Annotated in this window: 19 protein-coding genes and 3 pseudogenes; 14 read left to right on the forward strand and 8 right to left on the reverse strand. The window is 70.6% G+C overall.

Going from position 1 to position 22,755, the window contains the following annotated elements; all coding sequences use genetic code 11:
* Nucleotides 1-614 precede the first annotated feature (614 nt).
* Complete coding sequence (locus ACZ6BB_RS30645) at nt 615-3,764, forward strand: glycoside hydrolase (protein ID WP_471618533.1); 3,150 nt, start codon at nt 615-617, stop codon at nt 3,762-3,764.
* A 53-nt stretch (nt 3,765-3,817) separates the two neighbouring features.
* On the opposite strand, the pseudogene ACZ6BB_RS30650 reads toward ACZ6BB_RS30645, so the two are convergent.
* Nucleotides 3,818-4,316 (reverse strand): annotated as a pseudogene (locus tag ACZ6BB_RS30650) (cellulose binding domain-containing protein); the annotation flags it as partial.
* Between ACZ6BB_RS30650 and ACZ6BB_RS30655 the strand changes: the two are divergent.
* The 6 genes from ACZ6BB_RS30655 to ACZ6BB_RS30680 all read left to right on the forward strand — a co-directional run bounded on the left by ACZ6BB_RS30655 (nt 4,301) and on the right by ACZ6BB_RS30680 (nt 7,976).
* On the forward strand, nt 4,301-4,492 hold the full coding sequence (locus ACZ6BB_RS30655) for a hypothetical protein (protein WP_471618543.1): 192 nt from the start codon (nt 4,301-4,303) through the stop codon (nt 4,490-4,492). The pseudogene ACZ6BB_RS30650 and the gene ACZ6BB_RS30655 overlap by 16 nt on opposite strands.
* Nucleotides 4,493-4,812: 320 nt before the next feature.
* The gene (locus tag ACZ6BB_RS30660; protein ID WP_471618362.1) at nt 4,813-5,154 is read left to right on the forward strand and encodes a PadR family transcriptional regulator; all 342 of its coding nucleotides are present in this window, start codon (nt 4,813-4,815) and stop codon (nt 5,152-5,154) included.
* A complete protein-coding gene (locus ACZ6BB_RS30665; RefSeq protein ID WP_471618363.1) occupies nt 5,151-6,107 on the forward strand; it encodes a hypothetical protein in 957 nt (318 codons plus the stop codon). Before ACZ6BB_RS30660 ends, ACZ6BB_RS30665 begins: the two co-directional genes overlap by 4 nt.
* A 92-nt stretch (nt 6,108-6,199) precedes the next feature.
* A complete protein-coding gene (locus ACZ6BB_RS30670) occupies nt 6,200-7,120 on the forward strand; it encodes a phosphatase PAP2 family protein (RefSeq protein ID WP_471618364.1) in 921 nt (306 codons plus the stop codon).
* A gap of 184 nt (nt 7,121-7,304) precedes the next feature.
* Nucleotides 7,305-7,436, forward strand: coding sequence for a hypothetical protein (locus tag ACZ6BB_RS30675; protein ID WP_471618544.1), 132 nt, complete (start codon nt 7,305-7,307; stop codon nt 7,434-7,436).
* Nucleotides 7,437-7,514: 78 nt separating this feature from the next.
* Nucleotides 7,515-7,976 (forward strand): GNAT family N-acetyltransferase, encoded by a 462-nt coding sequence (locus ACZ6BB_RS30680; RefSeq protein WP_471618365.1) that lies wholly within the window; start codon nt 7,515-7,517, stop codon nt 7,974-7,976.
* 21 nt (nt 7,977-7,997) lie between these two features.
* On the opposite strand, the pseudogene ACZ6BB_RS30685 reads toward ACZ6BB_RS30680, so the two are convergent.
* Nucleotides 7,998-8,429 (reverse strand): annotated as a pseudogene (locus tag ACZ6BB_RS30685) (transposase); the annotation flags it as partial.
* Between the two features lie 347 nt (nt 8,430-8,776).
* The gene (locus ACZ6BB_RS30690) at nt 8,777-9,238 is read right to left on the reverse strand and encodes a MarR family winged helix-turn-helix transcriptional regulator (protein ID WP_471618366.1); all 462 of its coding nucleotides are present in this window, start codon (nt 9,236-9,238) and stop codon (nt 8,777-8,779) included.
* A 116-nt stretch (nt 9,239-9,354) separates the two neighbouring features.
* Between ACZ6BB_RS30690 and ACZ6BB_RS30695 the strand changes: the two genes are divergently transcribed.
* The 4 genes and pseudogenes from ACZ6BB_RS30695 to ACZ6BB_RS30710 all read left to right on the forward strand — a co-directional run bounded on the left by ACZ6BB_RS30695 (nt 9,355) and on the right by ACZ6BB_RS30710 (nt 13,410).
* Nucleotides 9,355-9,735 carry an HGxxPAAW family protein gene (locus tag ACZ6BB_RS30695; protein WP_471618367.1) on the forward strand — a complete coding sequence of 127 codons (381 nt, stop codon included), beginning with the start codon at nt 9,355-9,357 and terminating at the stop codon, nt 9,733-9,735.
* Between the two features lie 40 nt (nt 9,736-9,775).
* Nucleotides 9,776-10,239 (forward strand): annotated as a pseudogene (locus ACZ6BB_RS30700) (substrate-binding domain-containing protein); the annotation flags it as partial.
* A 518-nt stretch (nt 10,240-10,757) separates the two neighbouring features.
* Entirely contained in the window at nt 10,758-12,776 is a 2,019-nt protein-coding gene (locus tag ACZ6BB_RS30705; protein ID WP_471618534.1) for a galactose-binding domain-containing protein, read from the forward strand.
* A gap of 28 nt (nt 12,777-12,804) precedes the next feature.
* On the forward strand, nt 12,805-13,410 hold the full coding sequence (locus ACZ6BB_RS30710; protein WP_471618368.1) for a TetR/AcrR family transcriptional regulator: 606 nt from the start codon (nt 12,805-12,807) through the stop codon (nt 13,408-13,410).
* A gap of 11 nt (nt 13,411-13,421) precedes the next feature.
* On the opposite strand, the gene ACZ6BB_RS30715 is transcribed toward ACZ6BB_RS30710, so the two are convergent.
* The 5 genes from ACZ6BB_RS30715 to ACZ6BB_RS30735 form a co-directional block, all read right to left on the reverse strand.
* Entirely contained in the window at nt 13,422-13,997 is a 576-nt protein-coding gene (locus ACZ6BB_RS30715; RefSeq protein WP_471618369.1) for a GTP-binding protein, read from the reverse strand.
* Nucleotides 13,984-14,340, reverse strand: a complete 357-nt coding sequence (locus ACZ6BB_RS30720; RefSeq protein WP_471618370.1) for a DUF742 domain-containing protein — start codon at nt 14,338-14,340, stop codon at nt 13,984-13,986. The genes ACZ6BB_RS30715 and ACZ6BB_RS30720 overlap by 14 nt, the downstream gene beginning before the upstream one ends.
* A gap of 1 nt (nt 14,341) precedes the next feature.
* Nucleotides 14,342-14,770 (reverse strand): roadblock/LC7 domain-containing protein, encoded by a 429-nt coding sequence (locus tag ACZ6BB_RS30725; RefSeq protein ID WP_013005296.1) that lies wholly within the window; start codon nt 14,768-14,770, stop codon nt 14,342-14,344.
* Between the two features lie 46 nt (nt 14,771-14,816).
* On the reverse strand, nt 14,817-17,261 hold the full coding sequence (locus tag ACZ6BB_RS30730) for a sensor histidine kinase (RefSeq protein ID WP_471618371.1): 2,445 nt from the start codon (nt 17,259-17,261) through the stop codon (nt 14,817-14,819).
* Nucleotides 17,262-17,560: 299 nt separating this feature from the next.
* Nucleotides 17,561-18,568: a substrate-binding domain-containing protein gene (locus tag ACZ6BB_RS30735; protein WP_471618372.1), complete on the reverse strand. Its 1,008-nt coding sequence runs from the start codon at nt 18,566-18,568 to the stop codon at nt 17,561-17,563.
* 394 nt (nt 18,569-18,962) lie between these two features.
* Here ACZ6BB_RS30735 and ACZ6BB_RS30740 point away from each other — a divergent pair, with 394 nt between their 5' ends.
* The 3 genes from ACZ6BB_RS30740 to ACZ6BB_RS30750 all read left to right on the forward strand — a co-directional run bounded on the left by ACZ6BB_RS30740 (nt 18,963) and on the right by ACZ6BB_RS30750 (nt 22,738).
* The gene (locus tag ACZ6BB_RS30740) at nt 18,963-21,017 is read left to right on the forward strand and encodes a pectinesterase family protein (protein WP_471618373.1); all 2,055 of its coding nucleotides are present in this window, start codon (nt 18,963-18,965) and stop codon (nt 21,015-21,017) included.
* Between the two features lie 62 nt (nt 21,018-21,079).
* Nucleotides 21,080-21,454, forward strand: coding sequence for a DUF779 domain-containing protein (locus ACZ6BB_RS30745; RefSeq protein WP_471618374.1), 375 nt, complete (start codon nt 21,080-21,082; stop codon nt 21,452-21,454).
* Between the two features lie 114 nt (nt 21,455-21,568).
* Nucleotides 21,569-22,738, forward strand: a complete 1,170-nt coding sequence (locus ACZ6BB_RS30750) for a phosphodiester glycosidase family protein (RefSeq protein WP_471618535.1) — start codon at nt 21,569-21,571, stop codon at nt 22,736-22,738.
* The last annotated feature ends 17 nt before the right edge of the window (nt 22,739-22,755 follow it).

Consider the following 22,755-nt stretch of genomic DNA (forward strand, 5'->3'; position numbering starts at 1 on the left):
GCGCCGACGAGTGCCGGGACGTCTGCGGCGGGGTCCAGGGTGCAGGCGCAGGAGGTGCGCGGCCCGGTCACCGTGCCGTCGGTCTCGCAGGTGCCGGGGCCGGTGAACGCGTTGTTCCGCGGGAAGTCCTGGTGGATCGCGGCCTTCGGTCTCCCGGCGTCCTGGCCGACGTTGACGGTGTGCCCTCGGCGCCCGTGAGCCTGATGTCGCGCACGATGACGTCGCAGGGGCGGTGGAAGTCGAGCCCGCCGCCGTCGAGGACGGCCGAGGGACCGACGCCGATGACGGTCTTGTTCGGCCGGACACCCCGCTCGCCGGTGATGTCGACGGTGCCCCGCACACGGATGACGAGCGGGCCCGCCGTGTCGATGCACCGCGGGAACACGCCGACGGCAGGTGACGACCTCATACGGTTTCTCCCGGGACGAGTGGGGACGTTCCTGGGCCGTGCGGCTGGTCGGGCGAATCCATGAAGAACGAGGACTAGAAAGCGCTTTCAGTTTCCTGAATGCTAAGCACGTGTTTTGGGCATGTCAACGAAACGGCGTTCGCCTCGTGTTGTGGAAGGGAGTGTCGTGACCCCACGACATCGCATCGTCAGGGCCTTGGCGCCCATGGTCCCCCTGGTGCTGGGCGCCGGTCTGACGGCAGCCCCGCCGGCCACCGCGGACGCGACGGTCCCGGCGCGGAACTCCGTCACCGTCCGGATCGACCCCTCGTACCAGCAGCAGGAGTTCGAGGGATGGGGCACCAGTCTCGTCTGGTTCGCCAACGCCACGGGCGGCTACCCCGAGCCCATCCGAAGACGTCTCGTCGACATGCTGTTCGGTGAGGACGGGCTCCGCCTCAACATCGCGCGCTACAACATCGGCGGCGGCAACGCCCCGGACGTCCGCAAGGACTACATGAAGACCGGCGCGACGATGGACGGTTTCTGGAAGGCCCCGGCGGGCACCACCCGCCAGGACATGGAGTGGTGGGACCCGGACGACCCCGACCACTGGGACTGGAACGCCGACCCGGGCCAGCGCTGGTGGGTGGACCAGGTCAAGGACAAGATCACCAAGTGGGAGGCGTTCAGCAACTCGCCGCCCTGGTTCCAGACCGTCAGCGGTTACGTCTCCGGCGGCTTCGACGCGAACACGGACCAGATCCGCGCGGACCGCGTCGACGAGTTCGCCGCCTATCTGGTGCGGGTCACCGAGGAGATGGAGAAGCGGCACGGTATCGACTTCGACACCATCGCCCCGCTGAACGAGCCCAACACCAACTACTGGGGCACCCAGATCGGCGCGAACGGCCAGCCCACCGGCGGCCGTCAGGAAGGCGCCCACGCGGGCCCCGCCCTCCAGCAGAAGGTGCTCCTCGCCCTGGAGAAAGCACTGCGTGGCGCGAAGACCGACGCCGAGATCTCGGCGATGGACGAGACCAACCCGACCGTCTTCACGCAGAACTGGAACGCCTACGACGCCTCCGCACGGGCGGCCCTCCCCCAGCTCAACGTGCACACCTACGGCACCGGCATGCGCACCAGCGCGCGCGACATCGCCAAGGGCGCGGACAAGAAGCTCTGGATGAGCGAGGTCGAGGGCACCTGGGGCACCGGCAGCGACTTCACGAGCATGGAGCCCGGCCTCGGCATCGCCGGCCGCATGGTCGACGACATGCGTGAACTGGAGCCCTCCGCCTGGGTGTTCTGGCAGCCGATCGAGGACGCGCTGCCGCAGGCGGCGGCCGGCAAGAACTGGGGCAGCATCCACGTCCCGTTCAACTGCACGGCCACGGACACCCTGGAGACCTGCCCGATCCGGGCCAACTCCAAGTTCGACACCATCCGGAACTTCACCCATCACATCCGGCCCGGCGACCACTTCGTGAAGGTCGACGACCCGTCCAGCGTCGCCGCCGTCAGAAGGTCGGGCCGTTCGGCCACCGTGGTCCACGTGAACGGCGGCACGACCGCCCGTTCCGTCACCCTGGACCTCACGCGCTTCCGCAAGATCGACGCGGGCGCCACCGTCACCCCCGTCGTGACGAGCGCGGGCGGGGCCCTGGTCAAGGGCACCCCGGTCCCGGTGACCGACCGCTCGGCGACCCTCGACGTCCCCGCCAAGTCGGTGACCACGTTCCTCGTCGAGGGCGTCCGGGGCGCGGACAAGGACGCCGCACTCGTCCAGCCCGGTCATGTCTACCGTCTCCAGGGCACGCAGAGCGGCAAGTCCTTCACCCCGTCGACGGACGGCACCGGTGTCGTCCTGCGCACGACCGACGCCGCGAGCGCCCGGCAGCTGTGGTCGGTGGAGCAGCTGACCTCCGGCACCGGCAACCGTGAGCGCTACGCCCTGACCAACGCGGACACCGGCAGGCGGCTCGCCGTGCGCGACGACCAGGCCGTCCTCGAAGAGGCGGCCGCCGGTGAGGTCCCCGCCGCCGCGCAGTGGCTCATGTCGACCACCGGGGACGGCAGTTGGACGCTGGTGAACGCCTCGACCGGTCGTCTCCTCGACGTCACCGGGCAGTCGTCGGCCGACGGCGCCAAGGTGTCGACGTACACCCCGACCTCGGCGGCCAATCAGCTCTGGGCCGTGAGCGACGAGACCGTGCTGAGCACCGAGCGGGCGGAGGCGTTCACCGTCCCGGGTCTGCGGCCGGAGCTGCCCGAGACGGTGACCCCGGTGGTCCGCGACGGTGCCCGGGGTTCCCTGCCCGTGGTGTGGGAGCTGCCGTCGGACCGCAAGTGGCGCAAGTCCGGGAGCGTACGCGTCAAGGGTGAGGCCACCGACGTCCTCGGCCGCAGGATCCCCGCGGAGGCCCTGGTCACCGTCGACACGATCGCCTCGACCGTCCCCGGCCGCGCGAAGACCTACGAGGGGGGCGAGCCGGAACTTCCGGGGACGGTCACCGGCGTCGGCCGGGACGGCGGCCGCACCGCCCTCCCGGTGACCTGGGACCGGGCGGCCGACGGGGCGTTCGACAAGAAGGGCGTCGTGACCCTGACCGGCAGGGCGAAGGTCGTCGACGGCTCCACGGTCGACGCGACCGTCCGCGTACAGGTCACGGGGGCCTCGGAGACCAACATCGCGCCCGACACGGGCGTCACCGTCGCCGCCACCTACACCGAGAGCGGCTACTCCGCCGAGCGGCTGCGCAACGGCAACACCGCCGAGAAGGCCTGGTCCAACTGGAGGTCGGGCACCAAGAACCCGTCCGACACCATCACCTTCGGTCTGCCGAAGGCACGCGACCTGAGCCGTATCGTCGCCCACTTCCACCGGGACGGCACCAACGTCTCCTTCCCGCAGAGCCTGAAGGTCCAGGTCAGGGCGACGGCGGACGGCCCGTGGACCGACGCCGGCGGGCCGGTCACGGTCGGCACCGAGGGCACCCCGGTGATCGACGTCCCCCTCGACGCGGGCCCGGTGACCGGTGTGCGGGTGGTGATGACCGCACGGCAGGGCGGCTACATCACCATGGGCGAGATCGAGGTGTACGCCAAGGCCCCCGGCGTCTCCTCCGACGCCGCCGCCTCCTCCGTCGAGGTCGACGGGAAGCCGGTCGGCTCCTTCGACCCCGGCACCACCGACTACCGGGTCGTCACCGACGACCCGGGCCGGGCGGAGGTCACGGCGACGGCGCGCGACCCGTACGCGACCGTCACCGTGGACCGGACCGGCCCATCCGGCGGGGCCTCGGCCGTCGTCACGGTCCGCAGCGAGGACGGTTCCCAGACCAGGAAGTACCGGATCGAGCTGGTGCGGGGCTGACCCGGCCGGCGGGGGCCATGCGTGGCCCCCGCCGGTCACCTCGTCCGGGTCGGTCACCTCACCGGGGGGCAACTGCTCGCGCACGTGGCCCCGTCGAGCGTGAAGGCGGTCGGCGCGGTGTTCTTGGCGCCCTTGGTGCCGACGAACCCGACCGTCACCGAGCCCGCGGGCGGGATGGCGGAGATGCAGGAAGCGGCTTCACGCTCACCGATCCACCGCTCTGTGTGGGAGTCCCGCCCCACATGTTGCTGACCGTCTGGCCGTCGGCGAAGGCGAGGGCGAGGGTCCAGCCGCTGGCAGCGGTGATGCCGGTGTTGCGGATGACGATCTCGCCCTGGAAGCCGCCGGGCCACTCGCTGGTGGCCCGGTAGGTCACCGAGCAGTTCCCGGCGGGGGTGCCGCCGCCCTCTCGGTGGAGCCGCTCACCCGGACGATGTCGTAGCCGATGACGCCGAAGTCGTCCGTGGCGGCGGTCCAGGACAGGGGGGCGGAGGTCGCCGTCACCGCGGAGGCGGCCGGGGTGCCGGGGGTGGTCGGTGCCTGGGCGCCGCCCGGACGTGGTGCCGGGAGACCGCGGCTACGACCACGACACGTACCGCCGACTGGTCCGGGACCTCGGTGCGAAGCCGGTGATCGCCCGACGCGACACCGAGCACTGCTCCGCCTCCGAACCCGACGCCGGGTCGTGGGGCGCGCGTTCGCCCACCTGCACTGGTTCCGCCGCCTGAGAATCCGCTGGAGATACGCGACGACATCCACGAAGCATTCCCCACCCTCGGATGCGCACCCATCTGCCGGCGACGGCTGCATGCTCTGGCGAGCGACCCCGTGAGCTGGTGCCGCATCAGGCAACGTTCGCCCTGTTCACGACCTCGCGGAGGCGTTCGTCGGCGGCGTGCTTGTTTCGCCGGATGATGCGGCGACGTGGAGATCGCCGTTGCGCCCGCCAGCCGGGAGAGGGTGACGCTCGCGCCGCGGGCGTGGAGGTGCTGCCGGTGATCATCCTAGGCTGGCAGATATATCTCGTAGCTCGATATATGCTCGATGCATGAGCAGACAGAATCCGCCCTTGACGGAACCGCAGTACTTCATCCTTGCCGCACTCATGGATGGTCCGTTGCACGGTTACGGCATCATCAAGGCTGCCGAGCAGGCCACCGACGGGCGGCTCCGGATCGCTGTCGGCACTCTCTACGGCGCGCTGGAGCGGATGGAGCGGGCCGGGCTGGTGGCCGCAGGCCATGAGGAGATCGTGGACGGGCGGGCGCGGCGGTACTACCGGCTCACCGAGGACGGCACCGAGGCGCTCGGCCGGGAGGCGCTGCGGATGCAGCAGGCCGCGGCCGTCGTCATCGGACACTCGCGGGATGCCGGAGCGGCCCCGGCATGAATCGTCTCCTGCTTGCGGCCTATCCCGAGCCCTACCGTTCCCGGCAGGGAGAGGAGGTGCTGGCCTGCCTGTCCGAGGCGTATCCCGGCCGCTCCTGGCCCCCGCCGCGGGAAGTTGCGGCCCTGATGCGCGCCGGGGTGCAGGCCCGCGCCCGTGCCGTCGTCGACGACACGGCCCGGCCGTGGTGGCTGGACGGCATCCATCTGGCCGCCCTGGCCCTCGCCGCGCTGGCGCTGGTTCCGTACTTGCAGGATGTGTGGCACTGGGCACTGCACATCGACCCCGGACAGCACGCCATCGCCTTCCGCTTCTCCGGCTGGTACCCGTGGGCCGAAGGTCCCACACGGATACGGCTGCTGCCCTACGGGCTGCTCCCGCTGGGCTGCCTGATCGCCCTGCTGCGCGGCAGAGCATGGATCGCGCTGCCGGCCGCGGCAGCCATGATCTGGGCCGGCGCCACGTCCCACGGCCGCACCCTCTTCGGCGACGAGGGCAAGGCGGGCCTGGGCTACTACGGTCTTGGCGCCCCGATAACGGCACGTGACCTGGTGCTGTCGGGGGCACTGTGCGCCGCGTGCGCCGTGCTGGCACTCTGCCGTCCCAGCCGTCTGCGACGCCGCTCGTACCGCTGGCTGGCCCCCGTCGTGCTCGCCATGTTCGTGGCCGGGGGCATGCACATCATCTCGGTCAGTCCGGCTTTCCAGCGCGGTTTGTTCGTCCTCGAAGTCGCCGCGCTGATCGCCGCGTGGGTGGCGACGGCCGCCACCGGCGACCACCGGTGGCTGATCCCCGTCGCGGCGTTCGCGATCGTCCGCATGCAGGCGATCGTCGTCCGGCCGGACGCGTTCATGCAGTCCTTTCCGGACCTGGTCGTCCTCATCCTGCTGATCGCACCCCTCCCCGCCCTGGCGATCGCCGCCCAGCGCCGACAGGGGCAGGCACTCGCCGAATAGGAGCGGACCCCCGGTGGGCCGACCGAGCCCGGCGGCCCACGCCATGCCGCAAGACGTGCGTGACCGAACCCCCCAACGGAAGAAACAGAGCGATGACTCAGCACCATTCTCAGTCCCTGCCCGCGCACCGTCCGGGGGCCTCAAGGCAGGCCCCCGAGGCCCCCGACGACCGCAGCCCGTCGCGTACGACGCGGCCGTGGAAGTCGGCTCTGCTGTACACCCTGGGGGTCCTGACGGTCTACCTGCTCGCCGTCTGCACCCCGTGGGGGCAACGAGCTGAGAACACCCTGTTCGGTCTCGGTGTACAGGGCGGCGAAGAAGCATGGATCTACCCCCTGTCAGGATCGGCCTACGGCTCGACGCCCCTGCCGCCGATGGAATTGAGCGCCAAGCCCACCGTGATTGCGGGCCTGGCCGTCATCGTGGTCCTCACCCTGGTGCGGCGGTGCTGGCGGCAGGGGTGCGCGGCGCTGGGGGTCGTCATTCTCACGGTCGGAGGCAAGGAGGTGTTCAAATCGACCATGCCCCGCCCCGATCTGGTGGGCGCGCCCGAGAATCTCCTTGATCAGGGTTTTCCCAGCGGGCACACGGTCATCCCCGCGGCGCTGACTCTCGCCGCCGTCCTCGTGGTTTCCCCCCGCATCCGCCCCTACGTCGCCACGGCCGGTGTGCTGTGGCTCGCCTGCATCGCCGCCGCCACCGCGACCATGGGCGGCCACCGGCCCAGCGAAGTGCTGGGAGCCACACTGCTGGCCTGTGCCTGTTACGGCCTCGCAACCTGGCTGCTGCCGCCGGCCGCCGTGCCAGGCGCCACGCGGAGCCGCCGTGCGCTGCCCGTCATCACCCTCACGCTGGCACTGGCCGTCGCCCTCGTTTCCGGCGCACGGAACGACACCCTCACAAGGTCACTGGTCTCCGCGGCGACGGCCTTCATATGTGCGGCCCTGGTCTGGTACGCCGCGGTCGGGCGGCCCGCACACACCGCACGCCGCACACGCCCCGCACTGGACTGACCACCCGGCCGGCTCCGGGCGGGAACCAGCACATCCTGGCGAAGCGGCAGTCCGAGGCCACCGCCCAGCCGTAGAAGCCGTCGACGCCCGAGCGGGGATGCGCTCCCGCCCGGCGTGTCCTCCCGTGGTCCGGTCAACAGGCCGGTGTCGCCCGGCGCGGCAACCGGACGGCCAGAATGATCACGTGGCGGAACGAGTGCAGGTCCGGGAGATCGACGACGACGAGGGCCGGCGGCTGCTGCGGATTATCCGCAGGGGCGCGATCCACAACTTCAACACCGACGGCTTCGACTCGTCTACTCGTCTACTGCTCTGACCGCATAGGTTCGCCGGGAGGACAGCACTCTCGAAATCCGGATGCGTCAAGATCACTCATCTGCGATAGTCGCGCTCCGTGAACAGTAGTGAGCTTGTGTTTCGGCGTGCGGATGACTCTGATGCGGCCGACATTGCCGACGTTTGGCTGCGTTCTTTCACCGCTGCGCTGCCGACCGTGCGCCGCGCGCACGGCGACGACGAGGTGCGGAATTGGTTTTCCTACGTGGTCGTGCCGAAGTGCGAGACCTGGGTAGCCGTCGCCGAGGGCTCCGTGATCGGGCTCCTGGTACTCGATGGCGAGGAACTCGAACAGCTCTACCTCGATCCGTCCTGGCGCGGTCGGGGTGTAGGCGACCGGTTCATGGACTTGGCCAAGCAGCAGCGGCCCGATGGACTGGGACTGTGGACGTTCCAGGTCAACGGACCGGCCCAACGCTTCTACGAGCGGCACGGCTTCATCGCAGTCGAGCACACCGACGGACTGCGCAACGAGGAACATGAGCCGGACGTCCGCTACACCTGGCAGCCTCACGAGTAGAACCCCCGCCGAGAAGATCGGTCAGGCCGCGTCGGCGAGGGGGCGTCCGCCCCAGCGGACGCCTTCCTCGCTGCGGATGCGGGCGCACTCCTCGCGTCGGGCGGCCAGGAGGTCGGGGTGGCGGGCGTTGGCGTCGCGCCGGCGCAGGCAGGCGTGCAGAGTCCGGGTCTGGACGGTGTGGTTGGGGTGGTGGGAGTTGGCGAGGGTGAACTGCCGCAGCGGCCCGAAGTGCGCCTCGACGGGGTTGGCCCAGGAGGCGTCGGTCAGCGTGAAACACGGCTCCGCTTTGTTCTTCCTCGCCCAGGCGCGGATCTTGGTGCCCTTGTGGGCCGAGAGGTTGTCCATGATCACGTAGCTCGGGGCGCCGTCCGGGTGAGCGACCCGGATCGACTTCAGCACGGCCGGGGAGTTCACGGCGCCTTTGTGACGGCGGTCGACGCCCCACAAGGTGTCTCCCCTCAGCCCCCGCCACACGTTTCGAGCACGGTCGCATACCGCTGGTGATGCCCTACACCAACAGATCTACGGCTCTGCCACGTGACCAGCTCTCGAACAGCCCCTCGGTCGTCTCGACAGCCGACACCACCATGGTCACCATCAGCTCCCCATCGCTCCAGGTGTTCCACAGAGCCCAGCTCTCAGACCTGGGCTCCACTCCGATCTGCGCGCACACCTCCGCGTACGCTCCCTCCCCCCCCCCCGCCGGCATAGCCCCGGGTTTCCACACTGAGGCTCCGACGAGTCGGGCCGTGGGCGAATCCAGCACCGTGCGCACCGCAAGCCCCAAAAAGAGACAGGCTCTATCGGGACTCGTCCAGATATCCCCGGGCCAGTTCCTCCGCACGCCCGAACCAGTCGGTGAGCAGGGCCAGTTCGTCTGTCGAGTACCGGGCGAACAGCTCGGCGAGGCGGGCGTAGAACGGGCCGTAGACGGCCACCACCCGCTCGACGACGTCCGGGACCGCGACCACGCGGACGCGTCGGCGGTCGGCGGGGTCCGGCTGCCGGGTCACGAACCCGCCGCGTTCCAGACGGTTGAGGACGCCGGTGACCGCCCCCGTGGTGACATGCGCGCGCTGCGCCAGATCGCCGGCGGTGACCGGTGTGTCCCCGGCCTCCATGACGTACGCGAAGCACACGAGGTCGGTGACGCTCAGGCCGAATCTCCGGGCGAACTCCTGCTGGCCGACGATCATCGTGGCGATCAGGCCGTCCATGGCGCTGATCGCCTCCGGGACGGTGGGGTGGCGTTCGGGCTCCATTGAAGTTGCCTCCGGGGCAAGCTATATTCCTTACTTACTAAGACATCATAGTCCGGCGCCGTGGGCGTGGCCGCGGCATGCCGTGGCGCGACGCGGCGCACTTCTAGGGAGTACACGTGAGTCTTCACGACGAGGGCCACACCATCGCCGGCTGGACCGGCACCGCGATCGGCACCACGGGGTCAGCGTTCCTCGGTCTGGGCGTCTGCGGCTGGACCCCCGGGTTCGCCCTGGGCGCCGTCGTCTCGGTGCTGGCCCTGCTGGTCACCTGGGGCCTGCACCTCGCGGGCTGGGGCAAGCCGCCCGGCCCCCGCCCCCGCGATCAGTGGAGCCTACGGGTCCGTGACCTCTCCGCGCGCGGCGGCCACGCGGAGTGCCTCGGCTGTCGGCTGGCCGGCCGCCGCCGCGCCCCCGCCCCGCTCCCCGCCGTACCCGGGCCCGCCGACAGCCCGGAAGGAGCCGCCGCCACCGTCACGGCGGCCGACTCCCGCGCCTGATCAGCGATCGGGGCGAGGCGAAAGTGATCGCTCACCGCATCTCCTCCTGGTGGACCGCCCGCCGCTGCCCGGCGATCCGCCGGCGACGGTGGTGCGGTACGACAACCAGGGCGGCGCCTTCCAGGCCACCGACCATCTGCTGACCGCCGGACACCGGCGCATCCTGCTCCTGGGCGAAGCCCCCGGGCTCAGCAGCGCCGTCCAGTGCCGGGAGGCTTCCTGCACGCCCTGCGCGCGCACGGGGCGGCGCACGCCGGGGAGTTGGAGCCGCCCGGCCCGTGCACCCGCGTCTCGGGCCATCAGCGCACCCGGGAGGCGCGGGCGGGCGGCCTGGACTTCACCGCGGTCTTCGCGGGCACCGACATGGTGGCGACGGGGGCGCTCGCCGCGCTGCGCGAGGCCGGCCTCGACGTCCCGGGCGACGTCTCCCTGATCGGCCTCGACGACCACGTGGTGCTGGGCACGCAGTTGGTGACCCGGCAGTCGGTCCATACGCTCTCCTGACCGGAGGGGACCCGGGGCCCCGGGTCCGCAAGGCCTCAGGGCCGCAGGGGCCAGACGGGCTATACGGGTTGTACAGACCATACGGGCCGTGCAGGCCGGACGGCCCACGCGTCGGCAGCGCGGACAGCACGGCACGGACAGCACGGACAGCACGGCAGCGCGGCGGACCGCCCGGGCAGCGCGGCGGACAGCACGAGCCCGGCCGTTCCCCGACGCCATGCCGGACGACTCCCGTCCGCGGCGGGAGCAACCTCCGCGAAGGCTCCGGAAGTTGACGAAGTGTTCACGTCCCCTACGGCACCGAGTGGCATCAGGTCAACCGTCCCGGACTATTGACTCGGATCACCCCAGTGGCGATTCTCGTCACATCGCTTGTGCCAGCCATGACAATCGGACTATGGCGTCGTGGGTGTTCACCGCGTCCCGGAACGGTCTGGCCGATCGACCGTGCATCCCCCTGACCGAGGACGTGAGTGATGACCAGGACTCCACGCGCCCACCACAGACGCAAACCCCTCATGGTGCTGGCGCTGTTCCTCACCACGATGGGCATGCTGATCAGCCCGTCGTCGAGTTCGGCCGCGACCGGCGACTGGTGGCTGCCCACCTCACGGCCGTCGCCCGACTCCCAGATCAACGTGACGGGTGAGCCGTTCAAGGGCACCGACTCGGCCGGTGACGTCCGGGGGTTCGTCGACGCCCACAACCACCTGTTCTCCAACGAGGCGTTCGGCGGCCGGCTCATCTGCGGCAAGGTCTTCTCCACGTCCGGCATCGCCGACGCGCTGAAGGACTGTCCCGAGCACTACCCCGACGGCAGCCTCGCGATCTTCGACTACATCACCCACGGCGGCGACGGCAAGCACGACCCGGTCGGCTACCCGACGTTCAAGGACTGGCCGGCGTACGACTCGATGACGCACCAGGCCAACTACTACGCCTGGATCGAGCGCGCCTGGCGGGGCGGCCAGCGGGTGCTGGTCAACGACCTGGTCACCAACGGGATGATCTGCTCGGTCTACCCGTTCAAGGACCGCAGTTGCGACGAGATGACCTCGATCCGGCTGCAGGCGAAGCTGACGTACGACCTGCAGGACTACATCGACAAGCAGTACGGCGGCGCCGGCAAGGGCTGGTTCCGGATCGTCACCGACAGCGCGCAGGCCCGTGAGGTCGTCAAGCAGGGCAAGCTCGCCGTCGTCCTCGGTGTGGAGACCTCCGAGCCGTTCGGCTGCAAGCAGATCCTCGACATCGCCCAGTGCAGCAAGGCGGACATCGACAAGGGCCTCGACGAGCTGTACGGCCTGGGCGTGCGCAGCATGTTCCTGTGCCACAAGTTCGACAACGCGCTGTGCGGTGTCCGTTTCGACGAGCACGGTCTCGGGACGGCGATCAACGTCGGCCAGTTCCTGTCGACGGGCACCTTCTGGCAGACGGAGAAGTGCAAGGGCCCGCAGAAGGACAACCCGATCGGTGACGCGGCGACGAAGGCCGAGGAGGAGCTGCCGGAGGGCACCGAGGTGCCGGAGTACGACGACAACGCGCAGTGCAACGTGCGAGGGCTCACCGATCTCGGCGAGTACGCCGTGCAGGGCATGATGAAGCGCAAGATGATGCTCGAGATCGACCACATGAGCGTCAAGGCCACCGGCCAGGTCCTGGACATGTTCGAGGCCGCGTCCTACCCGGGCGTCCTGTCCTCGCACAGCTGGATGGACCTGAACTGGACCGAGCGGGTCTACTCCCTCGGCGGTTTCGTGGCCCAGTACATGCACGGCTCCGAGGAGTTCGGCAAGGAGGCCGCGCGCACCGACGCGCTGCGGACCAAGTACGACGTGGGCTACGGCTACGGCACCGACTTCAACGGCATCGGCGACCACCCCGCCCCGCGCGGCGCGAACACCTCCAACCCGGTGAAGTACCCCTTCAAGAGCGTCGACGGCGGCTCGACCGTCGAGAAGCAGACCACCGGTCAGCGCACCTTCGACTACAACGCCGACGGCGCGGCCCATGTCGGCATGATCCCCGACTGGATCGAGGACGTGCGGCTCGTCGGCGGCCAGGGCGTCGTGGACGACCTGTTCAAGGGCGCCGAGTCCTACCTCGACACCTGGGGCTCCTCCGAGAGCCACCAGGCGGGCGTCAACCTGGCCAGGGGGAAGACGGCGACGGCCGGCGCGTCCGAGTCGAACCCCGTCACCAGCTACCAGCCCGGCCGGGCCGTGGACGGCGACGGCGGCACCCGCTGGGCCAGCGACTGGAGCGACTCGCAGTGGTGGAAGGTGGACCTCGGCACCTCGCACACGATCCGGAAGGTCACCCTGGACTGGGAGCGGGCCTACGGCAAGGCGTACCAGATCGACGTCTCCACCGACGGCTCGGCCTGGAAGACGGTGTGGTCCACCACTTCGGGTGACGGCGGCCTCGACACGGCCAAGTTCTCCGGAGTGACGGCCAGATATGTTCGCATGCTGGGGACCGACCGCGGTACGGACTGGGGTTACTCCCTCTACGAGGTCGGCGTCTACAGCAGCTGACCGCATCGCACGGGGGAAAGGGATCCACATGGCACGCCTGCCGTCGGCCGAGCGACGCAGACAACTCACCGAGGCTGCGATCCGCGCGATGACCCGGGACGGAGTCCCCAGGACGACGACCCGGTCCATCGCGGCCGAGGCGGGCGTGTCGCTGAGCGTCTTCCACTACTGCTTCGAGTCGAAGCAGGAGCTGATCGAGTCCGTCATCACCACCATCACCGGGCACTACGTGTCGCTGGTGCGGGAGGCGATCCGGCCGAGGGAGACGCTCAGGGAGACCGTCCGGGCCGGCTTCCAGGCGTACTGGGACCATGTGTCCGCCCACCCGGGCGAACACATGCTCACCTACGAGCTGACCCAGTACGCCCTGCGGGAGCCCGGCTTCGAGCACCTGGCGCGGCAGCAGTACGAGATGTACCGCGTCACCTACGCCGATCTGATCGAGCAGCTGCGCGGGACCATGGGGTTCGAACTGACGGTGCCCGTCCCGGTGCTGGCCCGGTATCTGGCCGCCATGACGGACGGTCTCACCCTCAACTTCCTGGTCCTGGGCGACGACACGGCCTGGGCGGACATCCTCGACACCATCACCGACCATGTGGCCGGTCTGGTCCGCGAGGAGGTCCGCCCGTAGGACCCGGGGTCTCAGCGGGCCGACGCGGCGATCAGCTGGTCCAGGAGGGCGACCAGGACGTCGCGGCAGGAGGCGCGTTCACGGGCGTCGAAGAGCAGGACAGGAGTGTTCTCCGGCAGCGCCAGGGACTCCCGGATCACGTCGGGTTCGTAGGGGTGCTCGCCGTGGAAGCCGTTGACGCCGATGACGAACGGGATCTTGCGGCGCTCGAAGAAGTCGATGGCGGCGAAGCTGGACTCGGGACGGCGCACGTCGACGAGGACGACGGCGCCCAGGGCTCCGATCGCGAGGTCGTTCCACATGAACCAGAACCGCTGCTGTCCGGGCGTGCCGAACAGATAGAGCACGAGGTCCTGGCCGATGCTGATCCGGCCGAAGTCGAGGGCCACCGTGGTGGCGTGCTTCTCGGGAATGCCGTCGAGGTCGTCGACGTCGAGACCGGCCGTCGTGAGGGGTTCCTCCGTGCGCAGCGGGACGATCTCGCTGACCGAGCCGACCATGGTCGTCTTCCCGACGCCGAACCCTCCGGCGACGAGGATCTTCACCGTGTCGGGAGCCGAGATCCCCTGGGGGTCAGAGCCGGCCAAGACCGTCCCTCACTTTCTTCAGCAGGTCCAGGTCGGGGGTGCGGGAGATCAGGCGCGGCTGGCGCACGCTGATCCGGCCCGCTTCCAGCAGATCGCAGAGCATGATGGCGACCACGCTGACCGGCAGGTCGAGGCCGGTCGCCAGCTCCGCCACCACGATCGGTCTCGCGCACAGTCTGAGGATGCGGGCGTGCTCCGGCTGGGGCCGGGCGCCGCCGGCCGGCTGCGGGTCCACGGCCGTCACCGTCGTGATGAGGGTGAAGTCGCCGCGGGCGGGCCGGGTCCGGCCGCCCGTCAGGGTGAACGGGCGGACCAGCCGGCCCGCCGCGTCGCCTCCGTTCACCTCACTCGCCGCTGTCGGCCGCGACGGCACCGGTGCGTGGGGCCGCGCTGAGGTGCTCACCGATCTTCTTCACCAGCATGTTCATCTGGTACGCGACCACGCCGACGTCCGCGCCCTGCCGGGTCAGCACGGCGAGGTTGGCGCCGGGGCCGGCGTTGGTGAGGATGAGGAAGGCGTTGCCCATCTCGATGAGCAACTGGCGCACGGGACCGCCGCGGAAGTCCATGCTGACGCCCTTGCTGAGGCTCATCAGGCCGGACGCGGTCGCCGCGAGCCGCTCGGCGTCGTCGCGCAGGAAAGCGGTGGACTTGCTGACGACCAGTCCGTCCTCGGAGAGCACGACGGCGTGGTCGACCTCGGCGACCCGGTCCACCAGTCCGGTGAGCAGCTGGTCGAGCTGACTGTGCGTGGCGGGGATGGGGCGTGTCATCTGTGTGTCCTTCAAAGAGCGGTCTGCGTGGGGAGTCGGTGGGCCGTCAGGTGCCGGAGGCGGGGACGCGGTCCCCCGGTTCTTCGGATGCGGATTCCTCCCCCGGGGCGTACTCGGATTCCGCGTCGTCGTCACGGGCCCGGAGGGTTCCGCGCTGGAAGCCGGCGAGCGAGGACGCCGCGCGCTCGGCAGTGAAGTCGTCGGCGTCGCCGTCGGGGCAGGGTCCGGACTCCTCCTTCAGCTCGGCCGCCAGACTGGTCTGCGGGATCCGGCGCGGCAACGGCATCAGGCCGCCCTTCTTCCCGGCCCCGGACTTCCTCTCGGCGGCCGACCGGGTTCCGTTCGCGCCCTGGGCGGTGCCGGCGGTCCACGTGTCGGAGCTCGCGAGGGAGTTGTCGCTCGTCCCGCTCGACGCGGTCCGCTCGCGCGGCGGGCCGTCCGGCTCCCGGCGTACGGTCGCGGAGTCCGGGCCGGGGGCCGGCGCGGTGGCGACCCGGGCGGCCACCAGCGAGCTGCGCGCGGGAGGTTCGGCGGTCTCGGGGCCGTCCTCGTCGGCGGGTGCCTCGCGGACCACCGTCTCGTCGGGGATCAGGACGATCGCGGTGGTGCCGCCGTACGGCGAGGGGCGCAGGGTGACGGTGATGCCGTGCCGGGTGGCGAGCCGGGCGATGACGAACATGCCGAGCCGGAGGTCGTCGGCGAGCGCGACCACGTCGAACTGCGGGGGCACCGCCAGTTGGGCGTTGAACGTGGCGTAGTCCTCCTCGGACATGCCCAGTCCCCGGTCCTCGACCTCCAGGGCGAGCCCCTTGGCGACGGTCGCGGCGCGGACGCTGACCGGGCTCGGGGCCGGCGAGTACGAGGTCGCGTTGTCGATGAGCTCGGCGAGGAGGTGGATGACGTCGGCCACGGCGGGCGGGGCGATCCACACGTCGTCGTCGGCGTGCACCTCCACCCGCTGGTACTGGGCGACCTCGCCGACGGCGCTGCGCAGGATGTCGATGAGCGCGACCGGTTCGGTCCAGCTGCGGCCGGGGCGCTCACCGCTGATGATGACCAGGTTCTCCTCGTAGCGGCGCAACTGGCTCGCGGTGGAGTCCAGTTCGTACAGGCCCTTGAGGATCTCGGGGTCCTGGTGCTGGCGTTCGAGCTGGTCGAGCTTGGTGAGCTGGAGGTTGACCAGGTTCTGGCTCTGCCGGGCGATGCCGAGGATGACGCGCTGGAAGCCGCGCCGGGTGTCGGCGAGTTCCACGGCGGTGTGGACGGCGGTGCGCTGGGCGGCGTTGAACGCCTTGGCGACCTGGCCGAGTTCGTCGGTGCCGTAGTCCAGGGGCGCCGAGGCGGCGTCCGCGTCGACCTTCTCGCCCCGGTCGAGGCGGGCGACGATGTCAGGCAGCCGTTTCTCGGCGAGGCTGAGGGTGGCCGTGCGCAGACCGGTGAGCCGGCGGGACAGCGAGCGGGTGATGCGCCAGGACATCACGATGCACAGCAGCAGCGCGGCGAGACCGCCGGCGCTCAGCGAGCCGGCCGTGATCAGCAGACCGCGCGCCTCCTCGCCGCTGCGGTCCAGCAGGCCCTGGGTCTGCTCGCGGATCAGCTTCTCGTACTGGGTGGAGAGCTTCGTCATGGCGGCGTCCCAGCGCGCCTGCGACTGCGGCAGCTGGGTGCGGCGGGACGCGCCGTCGCCCGTGGTGCGGGCCGACAGGACCTCGTCCTCCACGGACTGCAGCGCCCGCCAGTCCCCGCCCTGGACGATGCGCTCGACCTCGGTCTTCACCTCGCCCTCCAGCGAGGGGACGAGCTGGTTGTCGACGAGCCACCGGCGGGCGTTGACCACCTGGGCGAAACCGTTCCGGGTCGGCTCGTCGAGGCGGCCCGAGGGCCAGTTGAGGGTGAGGATCGCGTCCTCCTGGGAGACCAGCTCCGCGGCCTGCGCGATGGTGACGAGGGGGCCCGCCTGCGAGGTGAGGTCGCCGTCGTCGACCTGGGTCAGCTGCTGGAAGGCGTGGATCTGGCCGTCGATGATCGAGCCGTAGTGCTCCAGGACCTGCTCGGGCGTGATGTCGGTGGGGTTGTCCACCTGGTCCCGGTAGTACTCCAGGCTGTTGGAGGCGCCCATCACCGAGTACAGCTGGTCGCCGATGCGGTCGGGGGCGCGGTCGATCTCGCTCGCGCGGCGGTCCAGCTTGGCGACCGCCCGGTCGGTCTCCCGGCGCTGCCGCTTCAGCGCGTCCGTCGAGCTGCCGGGGGCCGCCATGTAGGCGGCGGACAGGGCACGCTCGCGCTGCAGGGCGAGCGTCGCCTCGGTTCCCATGGCGCCGGTGGACTTGCTCAGACCGGTCTGCGTCCGCAGCCGCAGGCCCTCCGAGAACATCTGGGTCGTCGTCACACCCCAGCTCACGGCCAGAGTGACGCTGGGGATCAGAGCCAGGAGGATCAGCGAGAGACGTATGGAGCCGAGACGGCGCCGGGCGCCGGTCCGTGGGGGCATCGTCGTCCTTGGGCGGTTGGCGGGGAGCGGAAGGGAGCGGGGGCGGGGCGACAGCGGTCCGGAATCGGTGGGTGGACACCTGTCAGTGGGGCGCACAGGGGATGCGCAGGATGTTATCCGTACAAGTGAGAGCACGTCGCAGGGGTGGTGGGAAGTTTGGCGTCGCCGTTACACGACCGTTCCGGATACTTGGTGCGCGTGGCTCGGCCGTGCCCGAACGGAAGGTTCCGTTTGTCCGTGCGCGGCGGCCGGCGGACTCCGGCCGCGCCCGGGGCGCACGGTGGCCCGGGTCCGTCACGTCAGCGGGTCCCGTTCGCCGCGAACTCGGCGATGCCGGCGATGTTCTTCCTGGTCACGAAAGCGGGGCCGGTGAGCACGGGAGCGACGCCGCCACCGCTGACGTTGCCGTTGGTCCGGTACAGCCACAGCCCGTCGACCGCGAGATAGCCCTGCAGGTAGGGCTGTTGGTCGACCGCGAACTGGATGTCCCCGTCCCGTACGGCCTTGACCAGATCCTTGTTGAGGTCGAACGTGGCGACCTTGGCCTTGCTGCCGGCCTCGCCCACGGAGTCCACGGCGGCGAGCGCGAACTGCGCCCCGAGCGTGACGACCTCGTCGATGGACGGGTCCTGACGGAGCTTCGCGGCGATCGAGTCGGTCACCGCGTCCATGTCGGTGCCGTCGACGTACAGGTTCTCGGTCTGCCCGCCGAAGGTCTTCCGTACGCCGGCGCAGCGGGCCTCCAGGGCGACGTTGCCGCGCTCGTGGATGACGCACAGGGCGCGCTTGGCGGCGCGGGCGTCGAGTTCGTTGCCGAGCGCCCGGCCGGCGACGCTCTCGTCCTGGCCGTAGAAGCCCAGCAGGCCCTGGGCCTGCCAGGCGCCGATGCCGGAGTTGAGGCCCACCACGGGTATGCCCGCGGCGCGGGCCTCGGCGATCGCACCGCGCACGGCCTGCGGCTTGGCGAGGGTCACCGCGATGCCGTCGACCTTGTCGGCGATCGCGTCCCGCACCAGTTTCGCCTGTCCCGCGGGGTCGGGGTCGCTGACGAACGTCAGCTCGATGCCGTCCTTCGCGGCCGCGACCTCCGCGCCCTTGCGGACCAGGTCCCAGAAGGCGTCCCCCTCGGCGCTGTGCGTGATCAGCGCGACCTTCATCCCGCCCGAGGCGCCCGACGCGTCCGTGTCCGAGCCGTCCTGCGAGCCGCCGAAGACGGAGCAGCCGACGACGGTCAGGCAGAGGGCGGCGGCGAGGGCCGTGGCACGGAAGGCGGTGAGGAACCTGTGGGGCGCGGGAGGGGGGTTCATGGGGACGCGGCACCTCGCTGTGCGACCGGGGTGGGAGGTCGGGGAGAGCGAGGCCACCGTCATCACCGCGATGACGTGCGGCGACTGGCTGACTTTCGCTGGGCGGAGCCAATCGCGTGTGACGCCCGGTAGTCAAGTGAACAACGCAATCGATGTACTGCTGTGACGGCCTGATCCTGACCTGCGCACACGTGTCAACGGCCATGGCGGGTCCGGTCCGGCGCATCTGGACCGTTCCACCCCGCTCGCCGGGTCGATTTCCGGCCGTCCCCGGCACCGGTCCGCCGTTCCCGTTCTCTGGCCGGATCCCGCCCCGGAGGGCGGCAACCTCCCTGCGTCCGGCGGCGACTGCTCGGCTGACGGCCCCTCCCCCCACACGGAACGGAAGCGACGCATGAGCGAGAACCGCGGCAAGGCCCGCCATCGCAGAAGGAGCACCGCCCTCGTGGCCGGTGTCCCCCTGACCTTGATCGCCGCCGGAACCATGGCCTACGGCACGGTCTTCGGAGTGTTCGGCGAGGACGCGCAGCCCCGGGCCGCGGCGGCGGCACCCGCCTGGGCCACCGCGACCGCCGACGGCTTCGCCTCGGTGGACGCGCTGGGCCAGAACGGCACCTACGGCGGCCGGAACGGCAAGACGGTCACCGTCAGGACCCTGGCCGACCTGGAGAAGTACGCGACCGCCGCCGAGCCGTACGTCATCGTCGTGGCGGCGACGATCGACATGAACCCGGTGGGCAGGGAGATCAAGGTCGCCTCCGACAAGACGATCGTCGGCTCGGGCACCTCGGGCCACATCGTGGGCGGCGGTTTCTTCCTCGGTTCGGGCGTCCACAACGTCATCATCCGCAACCTGACGATCCGTGACTCCTACCAGGGCACCTGGAACGACAAGGACCACGACTTCGACGCGATCCAGATGGACGGCGCCCACCACGTCTGGATCGACCACAACGATCTGCGGCACATGGCGGACGGCCTCATCGACAGCCGCAAGGACACGACCTACGTCACGGTGTCGTGGAACAAGCTGAGCCGGAACAACAAGACCTTCGGCATCGGCTGGACCACGAACACCACCGCCGACCTGACGATCCACCACAACTGGTTCCGCGAGACCGAACAGCGCAACCCGTCCACCGACAACGTGGCCCACGCACATCTGTACAACAACTTCCTGGAGGACGTGTCCGGCACGGACATCGCCTCCTCGTACGGCAACTACGCGCGCGGCAACACGAAGATGGTTCTGGAGAACAGCTACTTCCAGGGCGTGAGGAACCCCGTCACCAAGGACGCGACGGCCACCCTGGTCCAGCGCGGCAACGTCTTTTCCGGCACCTCCGGCCGCAACGAGAGCGGCGGCACCGCCTTCGACCCGAAGACGTACTACAGCTACACACTCGACAAGGCCGCCGACGTACCGGCGCTGCTCAAGTCCGGTGCGGGCCCGCGGAGTTCCCTCGGCACGACGGGCACGGCCAAGGCCGCCACGGCCACCACCCTCACCGTCGCCAAGGACGGCAGCGGCCAGTTCGCCAGCGTGCAGAAGGCCGTCGACGCGGTGCCCGCGAACAACGCCTCCCGGGTGGTGATCTCGGTCAAGCCGGGCACCTACCGGGAACTGGTCAAGGTCCCCTCCGACAAGCCGCACGTCACCATCCAGGGCTCGGGCGGCAGCCGCAAGGACACCACCATCGTCTACAACAACGCGGCGGGGACGTCCAAACCGGGTGGCGGCACCTACGGCACCGGCGGCAGCGCCACCGTCGCCGTGGAGGCGGACGACTTCCAGGCCCGCAACCTGACCCTCTCCAACGACTTCGACGAGGCCGCCAACCACTCCCTCAAGGACCACCAGGCGGTCGCGCTGCGCACGGCGGCCGACAAGGTGCTCCTCGACAACGTCATCGTGACCGGTGACCAGGACACCCTGCTGCTCGACACCGCGTCGAAGGACAGGCTGGGCCGCGTCTACGTGGTGAACTCCTACGTCATCGGCAACGTCGACTTCATCTTCGGCAGGGCCACGGCCGTCGTCGACAGGTCGGTCATCACCCTGAAGAAGCGCTGGAACGGCACCTCCGCCGGCTACGTCACCGCACCGAGCACCGCCGCCAACCGCAAGGGCTTCCTGATCACCAACTCCACCGTCAACGGTGACGTGTCCGACCGGAGCTTCCACCTCGGCCGCCCCTGGCACGCGGGCGGTGACGCCTCGCTCGACCCCCAGACCACGGTCCGCAACACCAGCCTCAGCGCCGCGATCCGGACCGCGCCGTGGACCGACATGAGCGGCTTCTCCTGGAAGGACGACCGTTTCGCCGAGTACAGGAACACCGGGCCGGGATCGGGCGGTCCGAGCACCGACCGTCCGCACCTGAGCGACGCCCAGGCGTCCGACCAGGAGGTCTCGGACTGGCTGGCGGGCTGGACACCGGGCGCCTGAACACCGGGACGGGGCCGGCGCACGCAACGTCCTCGCAACCTGCCGAGGCGTTCACTGCGGCCATGGATGTCGTCCCGCGCGTAGAGCTGACCCCCGCGGCCGCCGATCTCGTACGGCGGCTGCGGGCGGCCCACGGCCCGTTGATGTTCCACCAGTCGGGCGGCTGCTGCGACGGCAGCGCCCCCATGTGCTACCCGGACGGCGAGTTCCGGACGGGGGACTCGGACGTCCTCCTCGCGGAACTGACCGTGGACGGGGTCGACGAGGCGGTCGGGTTCTGGATGTCCCGCAGCCAGTACGAGGTGTGGAGCCACACCCGGCTGATCGTCGACGTCGTACCGGGCCGGGGCGGCGGCTTCTCCCTGGAGGCACCCGAAGGGGTGCGTTTTCTCACCCGTTCCCGCGTCGTCGGAGCCGAGGCACCGCCCGGCCGGTAGTCGTCTGGTGCACTTCCCCTGAGTCCTGGGACGGTTGACGAGACATCAGGGGGCGCCGTGACGCGTCGTGCTGGACGGCTGCGAAGGGTACTGACGGTTCTCTCGGCGTGGAGTGTGCTGGCCGGCGCGGCCCTGGTGGGCGCGGCACCGGCCACCGCCGCGCCCCGGGCCGTCGCCGTCGCGCCGGGCGTCGAGTACAGCCACTTCGACATCAGGGGTGCCCAGGGCGTCACCCACGCCCATCTGTTGAGCGTCGACCTGCGGAACCGGCAGGTGGGCGTCGGGTTGCTGTACCCGGGGAAGGTGGCAGCGCGGGCGACCGTGTCCCGGCTGGCCACCTCGGCGGGCGCCGTGGCCGGGGTCAACGGTGACTTCTTCAACAACACCGAGACCCAGCACCCGGGCGTCGCGGCCACCGGGGCGCCGGTCGGCCCGGCGATCGCCGCCGGACACGCGCTCAAGGCCGCCGTACCGAGGGGCCAGCGCTTCGGTCCGGCCCTGCCGCCCGGGACGAGCACCAGGGACGTGCTCGGCGTCACGACCGACGGCACGGCCCGCCTGGACAGCATCGCCCTCGACGGTTCCGTCACCACCGCCGACGGCGACCTCCCGCTGCGAGGCCTCAACCAGTACGCCCTGCCGGTGGGTTCCGTCGGGGCGTTCACCTCGGACTGGGGCAGCGTCTCCCGGATGCGGGCCGTCTGCGGCACGGACACCGACCGGGCGGCGCCGTGCAGCACCGACACCCACGAGGTACTGGTCGAGGACGGCCGGGTGGTCGGCTCGGCCGGCACCCCCGGCAGCGGCGCCATCGCGGAGGGCTCGACGGTCCTCCTCGGACGCGAGGCGGGCGCCCGGCGGCTGCGCAAGCTCTCCCCCGGCGACACGGTGGACGTCCAGCACGTCCTGGTCTCCTCGACCGGAACGCCGTACGCCTTCGCGCTGGGCGGCTACCCGGTCCTGCGGGGCGGCGGGCCGCTGCCCGGCCTCGACGACACCACCTCGGCGGTACGCACCGCCGCCGGTGTCGCCGACGGCGGCCACCGTCTGCTGCTCCTGGCCCTGGACGGCGCCGCCGCCTACCGCACGGGGCTGACCATCGCCGAAGTCGCCTCCGCCATGCGCGGCCTGGGCTCCACCGACGCGTTCAGCCTCGACGGCGGCGGCTCCTCCACGCTGGTGGCCCGCGCTCCCGGCGCGACCACCGTCACGGTGCGCAACCACCCGGCGGACGGCACGGAACGGGCCGTCCCGAACGGGATCGGCATCTTCACGAAAGCCTGACGAGGCGCCCCGGGTCC

This window comes from Streptomyces sp. NPDC041108 (assembly GCF_055592645.1).